This window comes from Paenibacillus sp. TSM33, assembly GCF_056099025.1.
Window position 1 is genome coordinate 1,356,967 of record NZ_JBLZXB010000010.1, and the last position, 21,594, is coordinate 1,378,560.

Annotated in this window: 17 protein-coding genes; 15 read left to right on the plus strand and 2 right to left on the minus strand. The window is 46.1% G+C overall.

What is annotated here, in order from left to right; translation table 11 throughout:
• Positions 1–21: 21 nt before the first annotated feature.
• From ACN6NF_RS10315 to ACN6NF_RS10330, 4 genes are all read left to right on the plus strand, one after another.
• Complete coding sequence (locus tag ACN6NF_RS10315; protein ID WP_474317362.1) at positions 22–1,668, plus strand: type 2 periplasmic-binding domain-containing protein; 1,647 nt, start codon at positions 22–24, stop codon at positions 1,666–1,668.
• Positions 1,669–1,712: 44 nt separating this feature from the next.
• A complete protein-coding gene (locus ACN6NF_RS10320; RefSeq protein ID WP_474317364.1) occupies positions 1,713–3,674 on the plus strand; it encodes a sensor histidine kinase in 1,962 nt (653 codons plus the stop codon).
• The gene (locus ACN6NF_RS10325; protein WP_474317366.1) at positions 3,646–4,446 is read left to right on the plus strand and encodes a response regulator transcription factor; all 801 of its coding nucleotides are present in this window, start codon (positions 3,646–3,648) and stop codon (positions 4,444–4,446) included. The genes ACN6NF_RS10320 and ACN6NF_RS10325 overlap by 29 nt, the downstream gene beginning before the upstream one ends.
• Positions 4,447–4,580: 134 nt before the next feature.
• Positions 4,581–5,393 carry a DUF3891 family protein gene (locus tag ACN6NF_RS10330; protein ID WP_474317368.1) on the plus strand — a complete coding sequence of 271 codons (813 nt, stop codon included), beginning with the start codon at positions 4,581–4,583 and terminating at the stop codon, positions 5,391–5,393.
• 128 nt (positions 5,394–5,521) lie between these two features.
• Here ACN6NF_RS10330 and ACN6NF_RS10335 read toward each other — a convergent pair whose 3' ends face one another.
• A complete protein-coding gene (locus ACN6NF_RS10335; protein WP_474317371.1) occupies positions 5,522–5,659 on the minus strand; it encodes a hypothetical protein in 138 nt (45 codons plus the stop codon).
• Between the two features lie 255 nt (positions 5,660–5,914).
• Here ACN6NF_RS10335 and ACN6NF_RS10340 point away from each other — a divergent pair, with 255 nt between their 5' ends.
• From ACN6NF_RS10340 to ACN6NF_RS10375, 8 genes are all read left to right on the plus strand, one after another.
• Positions 5,915–7,060 carry a glucose-1-phosphate adenylyltransferase gene (locus tag ACN6NF_RS10340; protein WP_474317372.1) on the plus strand — a complete coding sequence of 382 codons (1,146 nt, stop codon included), beginning with the start codon at positions 5,915–5,917 and terminating at the stop codon, positions 7,058–7,060.
• A 23-nt stretch (positions 7,061–7,083) separates the two neighbouring features.
• Entirely contained in the window at positions 7,084–8,187 is a 1,104-nt protein-coding gene (gene glgD, locus ACN6NF_RS10345) for a glucose-1-phosphate adenylyltransferase subunit GlgD (RefSeq protein ID WP_474317374.1), read from the plus strand.
• A gap of 46 nt (positions 8,188–8,233) precedes the next feature.
• Complete coding sequence (locus ACN6NF_RS10350) at positions 8,234–10,687, plus strand: glycogen/starch/alpha-glucan phosphorylase (RefSeq protein WP_474317376.1); 2,454 nt, start codon at positions 8,234–8,236, stop codon at positions 10,685–10,687.
• A gap of 134 nt (positions 10,688–10,821) precedes the next feature.
• The gene (locus ACN6NF_RS10355; protein WP_165079943.1) at positions 10,822–11,430 is read left to right on the plus strand and encodes a DUF2062 domain-containing protein; all 609 of its coding nucleotides are present in this window, start codon (positions 10,822–10,824) and stop codon (positions 11,428–11,430) included.
• 147 nt (positions 11,431–11,577) lie between these two features.
• Positions 11,578–12,600: a hypothetical protein gene (locus ACN6NF_RS10360; protein ID WP_474317378.1), complete on the plus strand. Its 1,023-nt coding sequence runs from the start codon at positions 11,578–11,580 to the stop codon at positions 12,598–12,600.
• Positions 12,601–12,757: 157 nt separating this feature from the next.
• Positions 12,758–15,433 (plus strand): YhgE/Pip domain-containing protein, encoded by a 2,676-nt coding sequence (locus ACN6NF_RS10365; RefSeq protein WP_474317381.1) that lies wholly within the window; start codon positions 12,758–12,760, stop codon positions 15,431–15,433.
• 402 nt (positions 15,434–15,835) lie between these two features.
• On the plus strand, positions 15,836–16,810 hold the full coding sequence (locus tag ACN6NF_RS10370) for an aldo/keto reductase (protein WP_474317383.1): 975 nt from the start codon (positions 15,836–15,838) through the stop codon (positions 16,808–16,810).
• A gap of 302 nt (positions 16,811–17,112) precedes the next feature.
• Complete coding sequence (locus ACN6NF_RS10375) at positions 17,113–18,309, plus strand: GTP-binding protein (protein WP_474317385.1); 1,197 nt, start codon at positions 17,113–17,115, stop codon at positions 18,307–18,309.
• Here ACN6NF_RS10375 and ACN6NF_RS10380 read toward each other — a convergent pair.
• Positions 18,306–19,172, minus strand: a complete 867-nt coding sequence (locus ACN6NF_RS10380; RefSeq protein WP_474317386.1) for a LysR family transcriptional regulator — start codon at positions 19,170–19,172, stop codon at positions 18,306–18,308. The genes ACN6NF_RS10375 and ACN6NF_RS10380 overlap by 4 nt on opposite strands.
• A gap of 131 nt (positions 19,173–19,303) precedes the next feature.
• Between ACN6NF_RS10380 and ACN6NF_RS10385 the strand changes: the two genes are divergently transcribed.
• The 3 genes from ACN6NF_RS10385 (at position 19,304) to ACN6NF_RS10395 (ending at position 21,545) form a co-directional block, all read left to right on the plus strand.
• A complete protein-coding gene (locus tag ACN6NF_RS10385) occupies positions 19,304–19,633 on the plus strand; it encodes an antibiotic biosynthesis monooxygenase family protein (protein ID WP_474317388.1) in 330 nt (109 codons plus the stop codon).
• 80 nt (positions 19,634–19,713) lie between these two features.
• A complete protein-coding gene (locus tag ACN6NF_RS10390) occupies positions 19,714–20,733 on the plus strand; it encodes an ATP-binding cassette domain-containing protein (RefSeq protein ID WP_474317574.1) in 1,020 nt (339 codons plus the stop codon).
• A complete protein-coding gene (locus ACN6NF_RS10395) occupies positions 20,730–21,545 on the plus strand; it encodes an ABC transporter permease (protein WP_031463385.1) in 816 nt (271 codons plus the stop codon). The genes ACN6NF_RS10390 and ACN6NF_RS10395 overlap by 4 nt, the downstream gene beginning before the upstream one ends.
• Positions 21,546–21,594 lie beyond the last annotated feature (49 nt).

Below are 21,594 nucleotides of genomic sequence, written 5' to 3' on the forward strand. Positions count from 1 at the left end.
CATCTAAGGGGGAGATTTATGATGAACATTCGTAAATGGCAAAAGGGGCTGTTGGCTGTTGTTCTGCTGGTAGGACCGCTCGTGGGATGTACGTCCGGTGGCAATGGCGCTGCCACGGAATTGAAAGATGAGAAGACAAAGGCTACGGCAGATGCGCCGGGCTGGAAGGCGGATACAGAGCCGATTACGTTTGACTGGTATTTGAATTTTTCCTGGTTTCCAAACAAGTGGGGGACGGATATGACTTCGAAGTATGTGACACAAAAGACCGGGGTCAGTGTTAATTTTATCGTACCCGCAGGAAATGAAAATGAAAAGCTGAATACCATGCTCGCCTCCGGCAAGCTGCCTGATTTTGTCACGCTCAGTTGGGGAGAAGATGCGGTCAAGAAAATGATTGAGGGCAAGATGGTCCTTCCACTTAATAAGCTGGCTGAGAAATACGATCCGTATTTGCTTAAAGTGGCTGATCCTGCGAAAATGTCCTGGTATCGTCAAACAGACGGAAATGTATATGGGTATCCTAACGCGTCCTCTTCACCGCAGGATTACCAAAAATACGGCCAAAATTTTGTCTCCAATCAAACGTTTATGGTTCGTAAGGATATGTACGAGGCGATTGGCAAGCCGGATATGAGAACACCGGAAGGATTTTTGAAAGCGCTTCAAAAGGCGAAAGAGAAATTTCCGGAGGTGAACGGTCAGCCGCTGATTCCGATAGGGTTTCACGAATTTACGGATAACGGAAATTATTCTTTTGAAGACTATTTACTTAACTTTCTTGCCATTCCTCACGAGAGGGACGGAAAACTATATGACCGTCGTTCGGACAAAGAGTACATTCGCTGGCTCAAAACATTCCGCCAAGCCAATGAGCAGGGCCTGATCGCCAAGGACGTATTTATCGACAAACGTCCGCAAATGGAAGAAAAGGTGGCACAGGGACGGTTTTTTGCCATGCTATATCAGCGGTCTGATTTTGCTACACAACAGGTGACATTGCATGCGAAAGATCCCAACTCCGTCTACATTGCAGTGGATGGACCTTCCAACAGTAAGCTGGAGCCGCCAACGCTGGCTGGGCCAGGCATTTCCGGATGGACAGTGACACTTATTTCGAAGGATGTGAAAGACAAGGAGCGGGCTATTGAGTTTCTGACTTATCTGATTAGTGAGGAAGGGAACCGTGATCTGTATCTGGGGGAGCAGGGAAAGCTGTGGGACATAGTTAACGGTAAGCCTGCTTTCAAGCCAGAGGTACTGGAGCTACTGAACAAGGATCGCTCTGCTTTTGACAAAAAGTATGGCGCCTCCTCCACCTTCTGGATGCTGATGGATACAAATATGAGTTTGCAGTGGGCGCCGCCCAGCGTCGAACCGTATAAGCAGCCGGAAGATTGGACGAAAGGCAAGACTCACAGCTTCTCCCAATATGAAAATATCAAACCGACCGGAACCTCGGCAGAAGGCATTGCGTCAGGCCAAATAGACAAAATTTGGGGTAAGGCATTACCGAAGCTGTTGCTGGCTTCTTCGGATGAGGAATTTGACCAGTTGTTTGCCCGTTTTTTGGAAGACCGTAGAAAAGCAGGCTATGACAAGGTATTGGCTTATCAGCAAAAAGCCTATGAGGAAAACCTTAAGAAAATAGAACAGTTCACGAAATGATTTCGTTCAATACTTTATCTATTGATTGCTGAGGATGTGATTTCATGTCAGGCCGTGTACGTTTTCAGATGAAGAGCCTGCTGCGCCGTCACATATGGCAGTGGCTGACGGATACGGCCGATCAGCTAGGCGGTTGCTCTCTTCAAGTCAAGCTCATTGTCGCTTATATCGGAGTCATTTTAATCCCGGTTGTAGTGTTTTCGCTTTATACCTTTCATCAATTGTACGAGAACACCATGCACGACATTACCGTACAAAATCAGTATGTACTCGATACAGAACTGGCCCAGATTCACAGTAATATGGAAATTATGGAGCGGACCGCACAGCTTGCGATTTCAGATCGCAACGTACTTCATTATCTAACCGAGGAACGTGAAATAAGCAGCGATGAGCTGGTTCAATTTAATTTAAATGTGTTTCCCAATTTACAGCACCTGCTCTACAGCAATCCCAACATTGAGAATATCCGGCTGTATACGAGTAATCCGCAAGCCCATGAAATATGGCCTATGATTTTCAATGAATCACGCCTGCCTAAGGCTTCCTGGCTGACAACGGCTCAACATCAGCAAGGAAGAATATGGTGGGATATATATAAGGGACCTAAGAGCTTATTGCAGGGGCAAGCAGGGCAGGAAAGTGAAGCGGTACGGTATATGGCATTGCTGCGTGAAATTCAGGCTAGTGGGGGAAAACACGCAGGCTTGGTAGAAACAAGCATGAGGCTGGAGCTCTTTTCACCTAAAGTATTCGGTACCCCGCAACGTGAATATGCATGGCAAATGTTCATTCTGAACGGCAAGAATTCCATCTCAAACGGTGGAGAATCAGTATCTTCTACGAACATTGCTGCGGATTCCTTTCAATCCGGCCCCATTCCAATCCCTCTGTCCGATGTGCACCATCTGTTACAGTCCCGAGTTCAGGGACAGGGTGGTGTTTTTGACTTTACCTATGGGAATAAGCCTTATCTTGGTTTGTACCGTTATATAGAAGGGTTAGATGCCTATCTGCTAAATGTAGTGGCGCTGGACGGTCCGCTGAGTGACCTTCGTCAAAAACGCAATGCCATGCTGCTCATTATTTGTATATTGATATTGCTAATGTCCGTCATTTCTTATACCTTGCACGCCCTTATTCTCAAGCAGCTGCATACACTGCGTGAATCTATGAAAAAAGTACAGCAGGAGGGCGACTTTCAGCTTTCAATCCCGGTATATGGGCGGGGAGAAGTCGCGGAGCTGGCTCTATATTTTCGCAGTTTGCTAAGTCGGATTAACGTGCTCATTGCTGAGGCTGTACAGAAGCAGGCCGCTGCTCAAGAGGCTGAGCTACAAGGACTCAAGCATCAGATTGATTCCCATTTTCTCTATAATACATTGGAAAATCTCAAAATGATGGCGGAAATGGAGCGGCAGTATCCGCTGTCGGATGCGCTCACCTCCCTTGGTTCGATGATGCGTTATAATCTCCAATGGTCTGGACCGTGTGTTGCATTACGGGATGAAATCCGTCATATTCAGCATTATGTTGCCATTATGAACATTCGGCATGATAACCAAATTGAGCTGGACATTCGCCTGTCGTCAACGTTCATGGAACTGGAGATGCTGAAAATGTCGCTGCAACCTGTAGTCGAAAATGCAATAAAGCACGGTTGGAGTGAATTACAAAGCCCACTGCGCATCACCATTGAAGCCTTCTTCAAGCAGGATATCGTTGAACTGCGTATACAGGATAACGGTGTGGGGATATCTGAAAAAGGAAAAAACGCCATCATGGCTGGTCTGGTACAGACGGATATGGATTCCCGTAAGCCCGGGATGAATGGGGGGATCGGTTTGTATAATGTGCATCGCCGTTTGAGCATGCAGTATGGCACGGGATATGGCATAAAACTGGACAGCATTCCTGGACAATCGACGACAGTAACCCTTATTTTGCCTAGACGTCACATCACGAGGGGGGCAGACCATGACAACCAAGCTGTTGATTGCGGATGACGAAAAGAACATTCGTATGGGACTTCAAGCTATGATCGAACGGGAGTATTCCGGTTTCTATGAATGCGTACTGGTCAAGGACGGAGGAGAAGCCTGGCAGCATGTAAAGGAGTTTTCACCCGAGTTGGTGATAACGGATATCCGTATGCCGGTGATGGATGGAATTATGCTGATGCAGCATATTTGCAAGCTGGAGCCAAGAGATAGACCTTTGGTGATCATTCTCAGTGGATATGACGAATTCCAGTATGCGCGCGAAGCGATTCGTTGCGGAGCGCGGGAGTATTTGCTGAAACCGATCGTGAGAGAGGAACTGTTCGGTGCGCTAGCAGTTTTGAACGAAGAATTGCAGCAAAGGAATTCTCTATTAAACGATCGTGTTGATAGCGGGGAGCTAGATAGATTGACTGGGAGAACGGAGTTTGCTGGTGCGATTGCTGATAGAAGCGGCAGCATGCCCCGTGCTATCCAGTATATCCATGCTCATTTCAGCGAGGATTTGAACATGGCGGTAGTATCTAATGCCGTATCCTTGAATTATACGTATTTCAGTCAGGCGTTCAAGGCCTATACAGGTCGTAGTTTTGTTCAATATTTAAAGAGGCTGCGCATTGCAGAAGCCAAAAAACTGCTGGTGTGTCAAGAGGGCAAGATTTATGAAATTGCGGCTACTGTGGGCTTTGACAATGCCAAGCATTTTAACAAGGTGTTCCGTGATCTGGAAGGAATGAGTCCGCAGCAGTTTCGATTGAAGAATCTGCGGGGTAATTGAAAGTAGGCTGGAGAAAACTTCACTGCCTTTTTACCCTTATCCTGATATAATGAATGGAGGTAAACATAACCATGGCCTTCGATCAGAAAGTTTGTACACATATCAGATAGGCGCCTAATGGAAGGGGATAGCATATGGTTATTTATGAAACGGACCAAGCTTATATCATGACGACGCAGCATGACCATGCCCGTATTTCAGGTGAGTTGGCTTCACAGTGGGAAGACAGTGCCTTCAAAAATAGACGTCATAAACAGGATTTTATATATGCAGCGAGGGAGCATGACCGGGGGTGGATTAAGCTGGACGCTGCTCCTTTCTGGAATGATTATGTGTCAGCACCTTATACGTTTATCGACTTTCCGCTTAGTCCACGTTTTGTTTTTTACCGTCTCGGGATTGACGAAGTCGAACAAGAGAATGTGTATGCGGCGTTGCTGTGCAGCTTGATGTACAAGGAGCTCGTCGGACGGACCGAGCACGAAAAAGCTCAGGACAAGCAGATTGCGCATGCTTATCAAGAGGCAGAGGAACAGCGTCGCCAGAGGCTCAAACAGGAGCTGACATGCAGTGTAACCTTCGAACATCAAGTGCGGACAGATGTACGGAGAATGTTGTTTTGCGACGAATTGAGTCTGTTTTTGTGCAGCCGAGAGCCGGGTACCCCTACAGCAGATTATGAATGGTTTGCTGAAGGTTTGAGCTTCCCGGCTGTTCGTCATGAAAGCGGACGGGTTCGGGCTGAGTGGTTATCGGATCAGACGGTAGGCTTGTCTTTTTTTCCTTTCAAGGGCAAAGTAGAGATTACTCATACCTTCAAGAAGGTGAATAAAGAAAACATTCGCACCACGGGTCTTCTAGAAGCGTACCGTTCCTCCGAATGCACGCATCGAACCTTTACCATTGAACATATCATGGAAGTAGAAGAACAGAAGGAGAATGCCTGATCGTCTAATGATACTGCCTCGAACCGATATGTTGTGCGTTGTTCGTGGTTGCAGAGTAGCGTCAGAGTAGAGCCTCCCTGAACAATTTTTCAGAGAGGCTCATATAGTTCTTGCTTTAAATTTTACAATTATGATTTTGCAGATGTTTTTGCACGGTTGACCACCGTCTGAACCTTATTCAACAGCTTATCACGTGCTCCTTTATTTTTCATCAGATACGTAACACCCATTCCCAATGCTGCTACTACCCATTTTTTATTCTTCATCAATAACGCCTCCTTATGATCATGTTGTCATACACTAATGCCTAAAAAGCATCCAAAATGTGAAATGATGAACGGGATTTTACGATTTAGTGATTCCTTGCACTCGTTCTGCATAACTATGATTTACCCTTTCCATCACATCTTACCCGTTCCCTCGGTAATGAAACGATTACGACTGTCTTTTCACGTTTAATGGATATTATCAAATATCCTGCCACAATTGCTTCAGACGCACATGACAGGGAGGTCTTTGTTATGAGAAAGAAGGAAGTGGTTGCCATGCTGCTCGCCGGCGGACAAGGCAAAAGACTCAAAGGACTGACCCGCACACTGGCCAAACCGGCAGTATTTTTTGGAGGAACTTATCGCATTATTGATTTCCCTCTCAGCAACTGCTCTCATTCGGGGATAGACACCGTGGGCGTATTGACCCAATATGAGCCATTGGTGCTTCATTCCTATATCGGCGTAGGCAGCGACTGGGATTTGGATCGCCTGGATGGAGGAGTTTTCGTCTTACCACCGCACGAGAAAGAGAATGGAAACAACTGGTACCGGGGTACAGCGGATGCGATTTACCGGAACCTGCATTTCCTGGATCAGTATGACCCCGAACATGTACTCATCCTGTCAGGGGATCACATTTATAAAATGGATTACAGTCGAATGCTCCACTATCACAAGGAAAAGGGAGCCGATTGCACCATTTCTGTCATCAATGTAACCATTCAGGAGGCCCAACGATTCGGGATACTGAACGCCGACGAGGACCTGAGGATTTACGACTTTGAGGAGAAACCTGAACAGCCGAAAAGCACATTGGCCTCTATGGGTATTTATTTATTCAAATGGGATGTGTTGCGTCACTATTTACTGGAAAGCGCAAGTGATTCTGAATCTTCACACGATTTTGGCAAAGACATTATTCCGCTATTGCTTCAGCATGGTCGGTCGCTGTATGCGTACCCGTTTGCTGGATACTGGAAGGATGTAGGCACAATTCAGAGCTTATGGGAGTCTAATATGGATCTTCTGGTTCAGGACCCACCGCTAGATCTGAATGACCCTTTCTGGCGCATTTATACCCGGAGTCCCAATCAACCCGCCCAGTATATCACCCAACGGGCGATTCTGAAAAACAGCATCGTAAATGAAGGTTGCATGGTGGATGGAGAAGTACGGCACTCCGTACTGTTTTATGGGGTTGAAATCGGTGAAGGGAGCGTTATAACCGATTCTGTCATCATGCCGAATGTAAAAATCGGACGCAATGTACGTATTCACCGGGTGATCGTGAATGAGAACATGGTTATTGAAGACAACGCAGTCATCGGACCTGAAGATAGCTTGGATGAGATTGTTTTGTTCGATCAGGAAAGCCAGCTTCATGCACGAATATAACCCGGATAAGGAAGGTGTCCGCTATGAGCCGACTCATTGGAGTGATCAACCTGGATCACGAATTGGATCAATTGAAGGAGTTGACTTATTTCCGGTGTGGGGCCGCAGTACCCTTTGCTAGTCGATATCGGCTCATTGATTTCACCTTATCCAATATGATGCATGCAGGGATGCAGGATATTGCACTGTTTATCCGCCGGAAATACCGTTCGCTGCTGGATCATTTGGGTGAAGGTCGGCCATGGGATTTAGACCGCAGAAGGGGTGGGTTGTTTATTTTGCCACCGGATTGGAACGATCCCACGGACACATCACGTGGGGACTTGCAGCATGTGCACAATAATCTGGATTTTTTCCATCGCTCATCGGGGCAAACCATTGTTCATGCAGGAACACAGCATATCAACAAGGTTGATTTAGAGGATGTATACCGATATCATCTGGAAAAGAATGCGGATGTCACCCTCGTATATAAACCCATTCACCAGCTCGAAACTGAGCATGCACCGTGTGTACGGCTGGAGATTGACGACAGCGGACGAGTGACCGGTATTCATCAGGAGCAGGATCATCATAATATTTATCTAGAAATGTTTGTGATGGACAAAAGCTTGTATCTGGATCAGGTAAAGCATTGCATTGCTCATCAGGATAATCATTTCTTTCGCGATGCGATTCAGAAAAATCCAAGTGGCCTGCGCATCTATGCGTATCGCTATGATGGTTATCATGCAGTTATTAATTCTATCGAGAGCTACTATAAAAATAGCATGAAACTGCTGGATCAGGAGCAGTATCAAGCCCTGTTCCAGAATCAGCCGGTGCATACCAAAATCAAGTATGAAGCGCCGACTCGTTATACGTACAGCGCCGAGGTGGATCACTCCCTTGTTGCCAATGGCTGCACCATTGGGGGAAAGGTCGAGAACAGCATTCTTTTTCGTGGCGTGCAAGTAGAGGAAGGTGCGCGGGTAAGTAACTCGATTATTATGCAAAAATGCATCATCCGTAAAGGCGCAGTTGTGCAGAATGTGGTTTTAGATAAGGATGTGCAGCTTTCACCAGATCGAACTCTGATTGGAGACATTAGAGTTCCCTATGTGATTGCCAAGAATAGCGTGATTTAAAAGATCATACTTAGCCATTAAAACGGAATTAACAGGAGGTACCACTTTGTTCAGCAATAAAGAAGCATTTAAGCAGGCCTTTCGAGAGCAACTAGTCGGAAGACTGGGTAAACCGATGCAGGAGGCTCAGTCGGAAGACGTATATAAGGTTTTGGGCGGCATGATTCGTGAACAAGTCGGCAAGAATTGGGCAGAAACGAACCAAGCCTACAAAGAAGGACAAGAGAAGCAGATTTATTATTTTTCATTGGAATTTTTAATAGGTCGTCTATTGGGTAGTAATCTGCTGAATTTGGGTGTATTGGATATGGTTCGGCAGGCATTAGGGGAATTGGGCTGGGATCTGGAGGAAATCGAGGAACAGGAAGCGGACGCAGGGCTAGGCAATGGCGGTCTTGGTCGTCTGGCAGCTTGCTTCATGGACTCATTAGCATCCCTTGGTTATGCAGGGCATGGCTGTGGGATTCGATATAAATATGGTCTGTTTGAGCAGCGTATTGTAGACGGAAACCAGGTCGAGCTGCCAGACTATTGGCTACAGAAAGGGAATGTATGGGAGGAACGTCGTCCTGACAAAAAGGTCGAGGTTCATTTTTGGGGACGTGTGGAAACTCGTGAACAGGAGGGGCGTCTTGTGTTCGAGACACAGGATGCCGAGACGGTCTGGGCTGTCCCTTACGATATTCCGCTGGTCGGCTATGGTCATGCGCAGGTGAATACGCTACGAATTTGGAGTGCGGAATCCGCGCTTGATCCCGTTCGAGGACCGATTCGAGGCGAGGGCGGTTATTACCGCTTTCTCGATTACAATCGATCGGTAGAATCCATCTCGGCATTTCTCTATCCGGATGATTCTAATTATGAGGGCAAGCTGCTTCGCTTGAAGCAGCAGTATTTCCTGTGCTCGGCCGGATTACAAAGTATTTTGCGTACGTTCGAGAAGCTTCGTTTACCTTACAGCCAATTGCCCGAAAAAATAGCACTGCACATTAACGATACCCATCCGACGCTGGTTATACCGGAACTGATGCGTATTTTGATGGACGTGAAAGGGTTAGGGTGGGACGAAGCATGGGATATTACGACACGGACCGTTTCATATACGAATCATACGATATTAAGTGAGGCGCTGGAACAATGGCCCGTCAACATGGTGAGAGAACTGCTTCCTCGGATTTACTTGATCATTGAAGAAATGAACAAACGTTATTGCGCTATGCTATTAGAGCGTTATCCGGGTCAGGATACCAAGATTGGTGAAATGGCGATTATTCACGGTGAACAAATACGCATGGCTCATATGGCCATCGTTGGCAGCTACAGTGTGAATGGGGTGGCTGCATTGCATACGCAAATCTTGAAGGAACGAGAGATGAAGTCCTTTCATGAATTGTATCCTGACCGGTTTAATAATAAAACAAACGGGATTGCCCATAGACGCTGGCTGATGCACGCCAACCCGGAGCTGGCAAGCTTGTATGATGAGACTATCGGTACACGCTGGAGAACCCGTCCACGCGAGCTCATTGACCTGCTACGTTACAGCGGGGACGAATCGTTCCAAGAACGGATTCAGGCGATTAAGCGAAATAATAAAGTCAGGCTTGCTGAGCATGTGTTTGCAAAACAGGGCGTACGGATGGATACATCCTCCATTTTTGATGTGCAGGTCAAACGGTTGCACGGATATAAGCGACAGCTGCTCAATATTTTGCATGTGATGCATCTATATAACCAGCTCAAAAGTAATCCTGCGCTGGATGTTACGCCACGCACATTTATTTTTGGCGCGAAAGCAGCCCCCGGTTATTTTCTCGCCAAACAGACGATTAAGCTCATAAATAATGTGGCGGACACGATCAATCGGGATGTAGATGTTAAGGACAAGCTGAAAGTCGTTTTTCTTGAAAATTATTCGGTCTCGCTGGCAGAGCTGATTATTCCTGCGGCGGATGTCAGTGAACAGATTTCTACGGCAGGCAAGGAAGCATCAGGTACAGGGAACATGAAATTTATGATGAACGGCGCGCTCACACTGGGTACATTGGACGGAGCTAATGTTGAAATGCATGAAATGGTAGGCGATGCCAACATGTTCATTTTTGGATTGAAGGTAGATCAGATTGAAGACTATTATCGGAATGGACAGTATTCGGCACGCAAAACAGCCAACAGTGATGAAAGATTGCGTGAAGTGCTGGATCAACTGGTGAACGACGCTCCTTTTACACGGCATGAACGGGAATTTGAGGCCATCTATCAATCTCTGATTGATCATAATGATGAATACTTTGTGCTCAAGGATTTTGCAGCTTATGTAGATACACAGGTTCATATTGAACAGGTGTATCGCAATCCTTCGGAGTGGACACGACGTGCTATTGTAAATATGGCCCATTCCGGGAAATTCTCCAGTGATTGTACAATCCAGCAATACGCGGCTGAGATTTGGGACCTTGTACCTCTATCCAGCGATGTCAATAAGCGAATTATGTTCTAAAATAGCGAAACAGGCGGAATAGCATTGCTTTTCGAACGCTGAGGGTTATAATGACAGTATAGACTAAGTAAGGATGGGGAGTTATTTGAACTCATTCCTAAACTTGAATTTGTACTGTTGAAGGAGTCCTCCTATTGATAAAGTTCAATCCGAAAAGGCTCAAACCTCATAAATCAAAGAAGAAATACAATGTGTTTCAAAATATATGGCGGGCGATTCGTCTGAATTTTATTAAGCTGTTGCGCGCCCCTGGTGGAGTTAAAAAAATCTCTTTGGGCTTCGCCATTGGCTTTGGCCTGGAGATGATCGTAATTTCCACGGCCTCTCTGGTGTACCTCGTGTTTTATCCGATTGTTCGGCTGTCTGGTGGTTCGTTGCCTGCGGCCATTGTGGGTAATGTTGTAGGCAAGCTGACCTTTTTGCCGATTGTACTGATGCCATTCGCCAAGCAACTGGGAGCTTGGATTTATCCATCACATTATCCGGTACATGTCAGGGGCGGTCGACTTCACGAGCATTCTTTTATGGAGCTTTTTCACGGCAACTGGTCTGTATTCAGAGACTTACTGCACGGAGGCCTCCATATCCTGATCGGCATGTCCATTTTTGGTATCGTGCTGGGCATAATTTCGTATTTTGTCATCCAGGTTCTGTATAACCGTTCGTTGCACAAACGGCTGGAAAAGCGGAAGCTACGTCATGGCGCAGGATTTTCGCCGGCCAGATTGCTGAAGAATGGATAATGTTGTGCATCAGAAGCTCCTTGAGCCTATCATCTAGGCCTGAGGGGCTTCTTTTGGATTCAGCAACTTTTTACTTTTGTGTCACGTCTAAGGAATATGTGTACTTGTATCCTATGAGTATTTATAGACACAGGAGGAATCGACGAAATGAACAAATGGAATTCTATCACAGCTACAGTCGCAGCACTCTCAATCCTGTTGGGAACGGCTCCAGTTACAATGGCACAGCAACCCGCTGCTGCCACAACCACAGCTTCAAATGCACAAACTTCTGTTAACCTGGACCCAACCGCCACTAAGCGTCTAACGGATGTCCTAAACACATTAGCAGGGAAACAAACGATAGAGTTTACAAGTGCGGGCACTACTTCTGACGCATGGACGGTTTACGGTACCTTGAAAGGGACAGCAAATGCAGATTTTAGCCAAGAGTATGATTCCAAGAAAGGAATCGTGCAGTCCACCAGTATCATTTATAAGGCCGCTGATATGGATAAGGTGATGGCCCCTAATTTGCGCACTAAAGTTGCGTCATTTCTGAAAACATTCGATACCGATAAAGTTTTCAAAATAGAGGCCATCTGGCGTGTATATTCCCCGATTGACGAAGGAGGATTCAAAAATTACTGGGTGCTATGGGGGAAAAGCCAAAGCCTTTATATCCACCTTGATCAAGGAAATAAAATAACGGCCAGTTTTTTGTATTCACTCAAAGACGTTAAAGCTGCCCTGATCAACAAAGCGAACCGTTCGCTAAAAACACTGGGTATTCCTACAATCAAACCGTTTGAATATACGCTTCGTCAGCGGGATGACAACGATACCATCTGGCAATTCAGGGATGAGAGCGACACAAACAGCGTACAGATCGGCGTGAAAACCGGTAAAGTATGGGCTGTAAAAAATGAGCATGGCATGGACTGGGATGGAGATAGGGATTTTGCCAAAGCATTTGCTAAGCCCAAGCTCAGCAAAAATCAGGCGCTTTCAGCCGCCAAGTCGAAAGTGCAATCCCTTTTTGGAGTTAATCTGAAGGGATATACCGTGCAAATAAAGAAAAACGAATATACATTCTTGAAAAAAGGTGCAGCTACCGTTGTGGGAAAAATCAATAAAAAGGGTGTATTCTACTCACTGGAAGCTATACCTGCAAATGGAATTCGGAATTAAGTAAAAGGGATTTCATAAAAAGCGTATGATCTGTAAAAGAGCCGTACGCTTTTTAACAATCATTTTATAATATTCGCTTCTGCCGCTCAAATCGTTTACAATACGTGTGCATACAACACTGGACGAAAGGTTAATGTACATATGAGGAGTGGTGAAGTTGCGGAAGATATGGCAAATCTACTTAACAGACTGGAGAAATGTATTCAAAGTATCGACCGGGACTTTATTAGTCATTGGCATCATTCTTTTACCTTCCGTCTATGCATGGGTGAATTTGAAAGCAATGTGGGACCCATATGCGAATACATCTGGAATTAAAATTGCAGTAACCAGCCAAGATCAGGGGGCTGAGGTGAATGGTAAAAAGATTAATATCGGTGACGAGGTTATACATAGCCTTCAAAATAACAAGAAGCTGGGTTGGACTTTTGTCAATGAAGCAGAAGCACGAAAAGGGGTGCTGAACGGTGATTATTATGCCAGTCTGCTAATTCCAAAGGATTTTTCAGAGAAAATTACGAGTGTGTTGACGGAAAATCCGCAAAAGCCGGAGATTGATTATGCGGTGAATGAAAAAATCAATGCAGTAGCTCCGAAAATTACATCTTCAGGTGCAACCTCTCTGACAAACCAAATTAGCCAAAACTTTATTGAAACGGCCAGTCAGGCGGTTTTGACGAAATTGAAGGAAGCCGGAGTAAAGCTGGAAGAGGAGCTGCCGACGATTCGGAACATTGAAAATCGGGTGCTAGAGCTGAATAATCGATTGCCTGATATCGATCGGTTGGGTAAGCAGGCATTGGAGCTGGAGAAGAATTTACCAAAAATTAAGGCTCAGGGTCAAAAGATCATTGAATTGAAGGAAAAAATTCCTGAAATCAACCGTGCTGGCGACCTGGTGCTTAAAATTGACAAAAACCTGCCTGAGCTGGACAAGGTGGCCGCAGTTATTTTGGATATACAAAAAAAACTGCCCGATATTCAAAAAGCCGGTGATCGAATTGTTGAGCTGGATCAGAATTTCAGTAAGGTAGAAAGTGCACTCGCTACCGCCTTGGAGGACACGCAAACGGCTCTTAAAGTCATTAATGCTGCCCGGACAGCACTGCCGGAAGTACAGAAAATAGCCGATACAGGCAAGAATTTTACAACTGGTATACTTGACTTTCTGGATAAAAACGAAGGTGCACTTGATTCGATCGGAACCATAGTTAAAGAAGATTTACAGCTGGTGCAACAAATTGCGAATGAAGTTTCACAGATTACAGGCATCATTCGTGGTGTGGATTTTGATCCTAAAGCAGCACAAGCTGCGGCGAATCGGATTAGCGGCAGGCTCACGACTGCCGTAGGTGTGCTGGATCATATTTCTCAATTGCTGAACCGTGTGAATGGGTATTTGCCTAGTCAGCCACTGAATTCACTTATTTCCCGGGTAAACGGGGTAGAGGATCGCTTTCGCCGATTGAATAGCACGGTTACAAGCATCGGGGATGCTATTCAGCGTGGTGAGAAGCCTGCCCAAAATCTGCTGGATGACGCTGATCGCCTTGCAGGAGAAATCAGTAGCGGAATCGACAGCATTTTGGACAATTATGATACGGAATATGCACCTGCTATTCAAAAGGCGCTGGATCAAATCAAATCTGTTGCCCGCAATTCTGCCAATGTGTTGACCACAGCTCAAGAGCAGCTCCCGAATATTGAAAAGCTATTAAATGATGCACAGGCCGCAGCTGAATTCGGGCAGCAAGAACTAACACGTCTTCAACAGGACTTGCCACAATATCGTCAAAAGCTGCATGAAGCCGCTACGACGATTCAGGGACGTATGGGCGAGTTTACGAATGCTGTGAATAAAGCGGCAGACTTCGTGAAGCACGATTTGCCAACAGTAAAAAGTAAAATTCATCAGGCGGCAGACTTTGTACGTAATGATTTGCCGAAAGCGGAACAACAGTTTGTTAGCATGGCGGATTTGATTGAAAACAAATTTCCTGAGGCTGAAAAAGCGGTACACCAGGTTGCCAATTTTGTGAGAACCGATCTTCCTGCTGCGGAGGATTCCATACGTCAGGCCGCAGACACAATCCGCAAGCTTAAGGGCGAAAATGCACTTGGCAGAGCGATTGCATTGCTTAAAGGGGACGTAAAAAAAGAAAGTGATTTTCTTGGCAGTCCAGTATCGCTGAAGCAGGAGCGGATATACCCGATTCCTAACTATGGCTCTGCGATGTCGCCTTTTTATACTACCTTATCGATTTGGGTAGGTGCGATGCTACTGGTCTCCATGTTCAGGGTAGATGTGGATGACCCAGAAGGTCAATATAAAAGCTACCAGGTGTATTTCGGACGACTTATGACGTTTTCCACAATTGGTATTTTTCAGGCGCTTAGCGTATCTCTCGGTGATTTGTTCCTGCTGGGAACATATGTGGATGCCAAAGTAGCATTTGTACTCTCCTCTATGCTGATCAGTCTAGTGTTTACGGCCATGACCTATACTTTGGTTTCGGTGTTCGGCAATATCGGGAAGGGTCTGGCAGTCATCCTGCTGGTGCTCCAATTCTCCAGTTCAGGGGGCACATTTCCTATAGCGACGAGTACAGCTTTCTTTCAGACCCTAAATCCGTTCGTACCATTCACCTATGCGGTTAGTCTGCTGCGGGAAACGGTAGGAGGGATGTTGCCTTCAACGGTAACACGAGATGTAGCGATGCTGTTTGTGTTTATCGGAATTTGCTTCTTGTTTGGATTAGTACTTAAGAAGCCGCTCAGCAAACATACGAAGAAAATGGCAGAGCGAGCGAAAGAAACGAAATTAATTCCTTGATTGTTAAAAAGAGAGTGAGTTACGGTGGCTGAGGTGAGCGGCTCCGCGAAAGATTTGATCTTACGATCGCTGTTGCCACGGGATTCTTTGGAGTGGTTAGGAAAAGGTTAGAATCCCGTGGCAAAGGCGAACGCTCCGCTTCTCCAGATTCAAATTTTTCTCTCCGCTGACATCCGCCGTAAAGTCACTTCTTTTAACATTCGGCGTGTAGTATGTAGGGACGGGTCTCCGCATGTAATGCTTCGGCATGGTGCGGAGGCTTTTTGTATGCGCTATCGACCTTTTAAAATGCATTTTGGGTTGTTTCAAAGGGGCTTATTCTGGTGAATGAAGTGGGTCTGGTCTTTTTTTAGGCAATTTTTCGGAATTTTCAAAAATCCTTAAGCGAAGGCGGGAGATAGTATGGAGTATTCATACTTAGGAAAGTCAGGCTTGAAGGTTAGTCGGTTATGTCTGGGTACAATGAATTTCGGACCGGAAACTGAAGAAAAGGATGCTTTTAAAATTATGGATGCCGCGCTGGATGCGGGCATTAATTTCTTTGATACGGCTAATGTATATGGCCATGACCGTAAAGGCTGGACAGAAGAAATTATCGGACGATGGTTCCAACAGGGTAGTGGAAGACGCGAGAAGGTCGTATTGGCAACCAAGGTATACGGGGACATGAAAAATGAAAATGACGGACCTAATGCAGGATCAGGCTTGTCTGGCTACAAAATTCGCCGTCATTTGGATGCGTCGCTGAAACGTCTGCAAACGGACCATGTAGAGCTATATCAAATGCATCACATAGACCGCAACGTGTCATGGGATGAATTGTGGGGCGTATTCGAGTCTGTGGTGGATCGGGGACAAGTTGATTATATCGGTTCCAGTAATTTTGCAGGTTGGCATATTGCGGTGGCTCAGGCCGAAGCGAAGGCACGGCGTTTTCTGGGACTGGTATCTGAACAGCATTTGTACAACCTGAACGAACGTTCGGCTGAGCTTGAAGTATTACCGGCAGCTCAAGAGCTGGGTCTGGGTGTAATTCCATGGAGCCCGTTGGCGGGCGGATTACTAGGACGTAATGCGTTAGCAGGTACAGGTTCCCGCAGTGCACGTGCCAAGGAAAAGGTAGAGCAGAATCGTGCCAAGCTGGAGCAATTTGCAGCGTTGTCCCGCGAGCTGGGCGAAAAAGAAGACGTGATTGCCCTGGCTTGGGTGCTATCTCATCCGGCCGTGACGGCTCCAATTATCGGACCACGTACATTAGAACAATTAGAAGATGCGCTACGGGTACCTGAGGTTAAATTAAGCGAAGATGTGCTTGCCAAGCTGGATGAGATTTTCCCGGGTCCGGGAAAACCTGCACCAGAAGCCTATGCTTGGTAATATAGATTGGTAATAAATCGGCAAAAAGCAGCAGATCAGAAACCTTTTCTATGATCTGCTGCTTTTTTGATGTCTTTTTCTAAGCTCAAATGACCAGGGCAAGAACATATATGCGCATTTCATTTACCTAATTCTTTAAGTATCGTTATTTCTCATATTAATTACTTCAGATCATTCATTTCAACAGATTCTTTACAGTTGACAAAGCAAAAGGAATACTGTATATTTCTGAATGCTGATTTAATAGTAATAATTACGATTAAATATATCAACAAACCAATATTAAAGGGAGTGCACCAGCAATGAATAAGAAACCAATCCCGGTAACCGTGTTGAGCGGGTATTTGGGTGCAGGAAAAACGACGATATTGAATCATGTATTAAACAATCGAGACGGAATGAAAGTAGCAGTCATTGTCAATGACATGAGTGAAGTGAATATAGATGCCGAGCTGGTTAAAAAAGAGGGCGGATTGTCCAGAACAGAAGAAAAACTGGTCGAGCTGTCTAATGGTTGTATTTGCTGCACATTGCGTGAAGATCTATTGCTTGAGGTCAAGAAGCTAGCAGAACAAGGTGAGTTTGATTATATATTAATCGAATCTACAGGCATCAGTGAACCCGTACCCATCGCTCAAACCTTTACATACGCCGATGAAGAAACGGGCATTGATTTAGCTTCGCTGGCAAAACTCGATTGTATGGTGACAGTAGTCGATGCGAACCGTTTCTGGCATGACTTTGAATCAGGAGAAACGCTGCTGGATCGCAAGCAGGCTACTGGAGAAGATGACACACGTGATATCTCGGACTTGCTGATTGACCAGATTGAAACTTGTGATGTGTTGATTTTGAATAAGTGCGATCTGGTTCAGACCGCAGAGCTGGACAAGCTGGAGGGTGTGCTGCGGAGATTACAGCCTGAAGCCCAAATCATTCGCACCTCCAAGGGAAAGGTTACGCCTTCGGACATTTTAAATACGGGGCTGTTCAACTTTGACAAAGCTAGTCAATCCGCTGGATGGATTCGCGAACTGGAGCTGGAAAGCCACACACCGGAGACGGACGAGTATGGAATTAACTCCTTTGTTTATCGCCGTAGAAGACCGTTTCATCCTGGAAGATTGGCAGAATTTATGAGCTACTGGCCGGAGGAAATCGTTCGCGCCAAGGGTTTGGCCTGGATTGCAGCCCCCCAGGATTGGGCAGCGAGTATCAGCCAGGCAGGGCCATCTATTCAATTTGGTCCAGCGGGAAGCTGGCTTGCGGCGTTGCCAGAAGAAGAACAGCAGGAAATCGTCGCGGCTAACCCTGAGGTTCTGGACCATTGGGATGAGCAATGGGGCGACCGCCTGAACGAAATCGTTATGATCGGTATCGGAATGAATCGGCTGAACTTGGAAGAAGAGCTAGATGAATGTCTACTGAACGATAGCGAAATGAAAATGGACTGGTCCAGCTTTGAGAATCCGTTGCCTTGGCCAACAGGAAGAAGCTAGTTGATCCATTCAGTAATAAAGTCCATACACTTTTTGGCGGCTGGGGTCATGTTCTTTAAGGAGGCAGTAGCGATACCAACGGAGCGGAAATATGGTCCATCCAAGGGCCGAATACAAATTTCATAAGAGTTTTGAACTAAAATCATTTCGGGAAGGATACTTACACCCAGGCCATTTTGCACCATAGCCATAATGGCATGATCATCTTCTAATTCATATTTGATTTTCGGAACAAGCTTGTGCTGGGAAAAAATTCTCTGTACATCTGTATCACAGCCTGAAGCTGGCATAATGAAGGGTTCATGGAGAAGCTGATCCACACGTATGCTTGTTTGCTCCCGAAGCACATGATTAGATGGAAGTATGCATAGCATTTTTTCTTTTTTTAACGGTAATACTTCCAGTCCATCAAGAGTAGGCAGATTAACGAAGCCAAAATCGGCTTCTCCGCTGGCTATCCAATGCTCAATGTCATGGTAGTTCCCGTCGAGCAATTTTAGTTCAATAAGTGGGAACTGCTCGTTAAACTTTTGGATGATCCCAGGTAACCAATGGATGGATACACTTGAGAATGTACCTATCTTTACAGTTCCGGTTTCCAGTCCCTTGATGAGGGCGACCTCTTGATACAGCTTTTCATTCATTTGTATGATTTCTCTGAAATGCTTCATCAGACGTTCACCGTTGCTGGTCAATTGGATGCCTGAACGTCCTCTAATTAAAAGAGTCAGGCCCAATTCATGCTCCAAAGCGGAAACGGCATGGCTAATAGCGGATTGTGTAAGATTGAGAAGTTCTTCTGCTTTGGTAAAGCTTCCTGCTTCTATTACGCTAAGAAAAACCTTATATTTAAACAAATTCATGTATCCTCCAACATAGAATGAAATATATTCATACATAGTATCATATATATTCATTTTTTTTATCTCAGCTTTATGGTTATAATCGAACTTGAGAAAAATGCTGATTAACCATTCATTTCTGGGAGGTACCTATGAGTTCAATTGCAAAAACACCACAGCCCCCTTATTATGCAGCTATTTTCACTTCTGAACGTACGGAAGGGGATGGCGGATACGGAGAGATGGGGGATAAAATGGTGGAACTGGCTGCCAAGCAGCCTGGCTTTTTAGGTGTGGAAAGTGTTCGTGACCAAAATGGAGTAGGCATCACCGTGTCTTATTGGGAGTCCTTGGACGCTATAAAACATTGGAAGCATAACGAGCTGCACAAGGTAGCACAGGAGAAAGGGAAATCCGAGTGGTATAAAACATTCGGTTTAAGAGTGAGCAAGGTAGAACGAGATTATTTTTTTACAGTGTAAATAATTAAGTAAATGGTTCTGTTCATTTTCAGTTCATAAAAGTGGATTATTCTCTCTATAGAAATCGTTGTAGGGAGGAAATAAAAGTGGATTATACAGACAAAAAAGAAACCCTGGCCATTGAAGCAAGGGGACTCGTTAAAATTTTTGGTGATAAGTATGCGGTAAGTGGTGTCGATCTGAATGTGCGTGCCGGCACGATCTACGGAGTGCTTGGTCCCAATGGGGCAGGTAAGACGACGACCATCCGAATGTTGTCAACGTTATTGCGGCCTGATGGGGGATCGGCGCACATTTTTGGACACGATGCAGTAAAGGAACCGCAGGTTGTTCGTCAATTAATTGGCGTAACAGGTCAGTACGCATCGGTCGATGAGTCGCTTAGTGCTACCGAGAATCTGATTATTTTCTCCAGGCTGCTCGGACTGGGACGTGCCGAGGCGCGTCACAAGGCAGCAGAGCTGCTAGAAGAATTTGGCTTGTCTGAAGCAGCCAAACGACCGTTAAAGCATTTCTCCGGAGGCATGCGCCGCCGACTGGATTTGGCCGCAAGTCTTATTGCCAAGCCGCCATTAATCTTTCTGGATGAGCCGACTACCGGGCTGGACCCGCGCACGCGTGTTCAGATGTGGGACACGATCCGGCGTCTGGTCAAGACGGGTTCCACCGTATTGCTCACGACCCAGTATCTTGATGAGGCGGATCAGCTTGCTGATCGAATCGCGGTGATCGACCATGGTCGGGTAGTCGCTGAGGGGACGGTGGACGAACTGAAATCGGCAGTGGGGGCGTCAACTCTGCAACTCAGCGTGCAAAATCAACAGGATATCGAGAGGGCTGCTCGAATCGTAGAGCAAGTGCTTTCAGTCAAGTCCAGCGTGTCGATGGAAGCTGGAAAAATTATTTCTCCGATGGCTAATGCCGATCGGGTGACGGATCTGCTGATCGCTCTCCGTAGCGGAGAAATTCAGCTGGCAGAGATGAGTGTGCAAAAGCCAACGCTTGACGAGGTGTTTCTGTCTATCACTGGCCAAGGCGTACAAGTAAATGAGAAGCAGAGGGTTCAAGAAGTACCTGCTATAGAGGGGGTGAGAGCATGAAGAACGCTACTGCTATGACAGGTTCTGATCGCACCTTGAAAAAGTCTGTGAGTTTCAGACAGGCATTCGCCAACTCTATGACGATGGCTTACCGGGGCATTCTGAAGATCAGGCATACTCCTGAGCAGTTGTTTGATGTCACGCTCCAGCCGATTATTTTCACCCTTATGTTTACCTATATCTTTGGCGGTGCTATCTCAGGGGACGTGCAGCATTATCTACCGGTCATCATTCCAGGCATCCTCGTGCAAACTGTCATCTCGACCTCCGTCGTCACCGGTGTCCAACTGCGTGAGGATATGGACAAGGGAGTGTTCGACAGGTTCAAATCACTCCCGATCGCACGTATTGCTCCCTTGGCTGGGGCTCTGCTGGCCGACAGTCTTCGTTATACTATTGCGACTGTACTTACCTTTGCTATGGGGTATATTTTGGGATATCAACCAGGGGGAGGACTGTTGAGTGTTGCGACCGCCGCACTTCTGGTCATCGTGTGTTCCTGGGCAGTCAGCTGGATATTCGCCTTCTTTGGCGTGATTGCCCGCACGGCTTCAAGTGTACAGGGTATTTCCATGATTGTTCTGTTTCCGCTCACTTTTATTTCCAACGCATTTGTACCTGTGGACACCATGCCTGGCTGGTTGCAGTGGTTTGTGAATATCAACCCGATTACACATCTTGTGAACGCGGTTAGAGAGCTTGCGAATACGGGAATGATAGGCGTGGAACTGGCGATCTCCCTCCTTGGGGCTGCAGTTATTGTGGCGATCTTCGCACCGCTTACGGTGCGTGCTTACATGCGTAAAGCATAGGATGGCAACCTCTTGACGAGGATGAGAGATTTAAGGCAGAGTTAGCTCG

Excerpts from the sequence above, each read along its gene's own strand:
- ACN6NF_RS10315 (WP_474317362.1), top strand. The coding sequence starts at position 22 with ATGAACATTCGTAAATGGCAAAAGGGGCTGTTGGCTGTTGTTCTGCTG.
- ACN6NF_RS10320 (WP_474317364.1), top strand. The coding sequence starts at position 1,713 with ATGTCAGGCCGTGTACGTTTTCAGATGAAGAGCCTGCTGCGCCGTCAC.
- ACN6NF_RS10325 (WP_474317366.1), top strand. The coding sequence starts at position 3,646 with ATGACAACCAAGCTGTTGATTGCGGATGACGAAAAGAACATTCGTATG.
- ACN6NF_RS10330 (WP_474317368.1), top strand. The coding sequence starts at position 4,581 with ATGGTTATTTATGAAACGGACCAAGCTTATATCATGACGACGCAGCAT.
- ACN6NF_RS10335 (WP_474317371.1), bottom strand. The coding sequence starts at position 5,659 with ATGAAGAATAAAAAATGGGTAGTAGCAGCATTGGGAATGGGTGTTACG.
- ACN6NF_RS10340 (WP_474317372.1), top strand. The coding sequence starts at position 5,915 with ATGAGAAAGAAGGAAGTGGTTGCCATGCTGCTCGCCGGCGGACAAGGC.
- glgD (WP_474317374.1), top strand. The coding sequence starts at position 7,084 with ATGAGCCGACTCATTGGAGTGATCAACCTGGATCACGAATTGGATCAA.
- ACN6NF_RS10360 (WP_474317378.1), top strand. The coding sequence starts at position 11,578 with ATGAACAAATGGAATTCTATCACAGCTACAGTCGCAGCACTCTCAATC.
- ACN6NF_RS10370 (WP_474317383.1), top strand. The coding sequence starts at position 15,836 with ATGGAGTATTCATACTTAGGAAAGTCAGGCTTGAAGGTTAGTCGGTTA.
- ACN6NF_RS10375 (WP_474317385.1), top strand. The coding sequence starts at position 17,113 with ATGAATAAGAAACCAATCCCGGTAACCGTGTTGAGCGGGTATTTGGGT.
- ACN6NF_RS10380 (WP_474317386.1), bottom strand. The coding sequence starts at position 19,172 with ATGAATTTGTTTAAATATAAGGTTTTTCTTAGCGTAATAGAAGCAGGA.
- ACN6NF_RS10385 (WP_474317388.1), top strand. The coding sequence starts at position 19,304 with ATGAGTTCAATTGCAAAAACACCACAGCCCCCTTATTATGCAGCTATT.
- ACN6NF_RS10395 (WP_031463385.1), top strand. The coding sequence starts at position 20,730 with ATGAAGAACGCTACTGCTATGACAGGTTCTGATCGCACCTTGAAAAAG.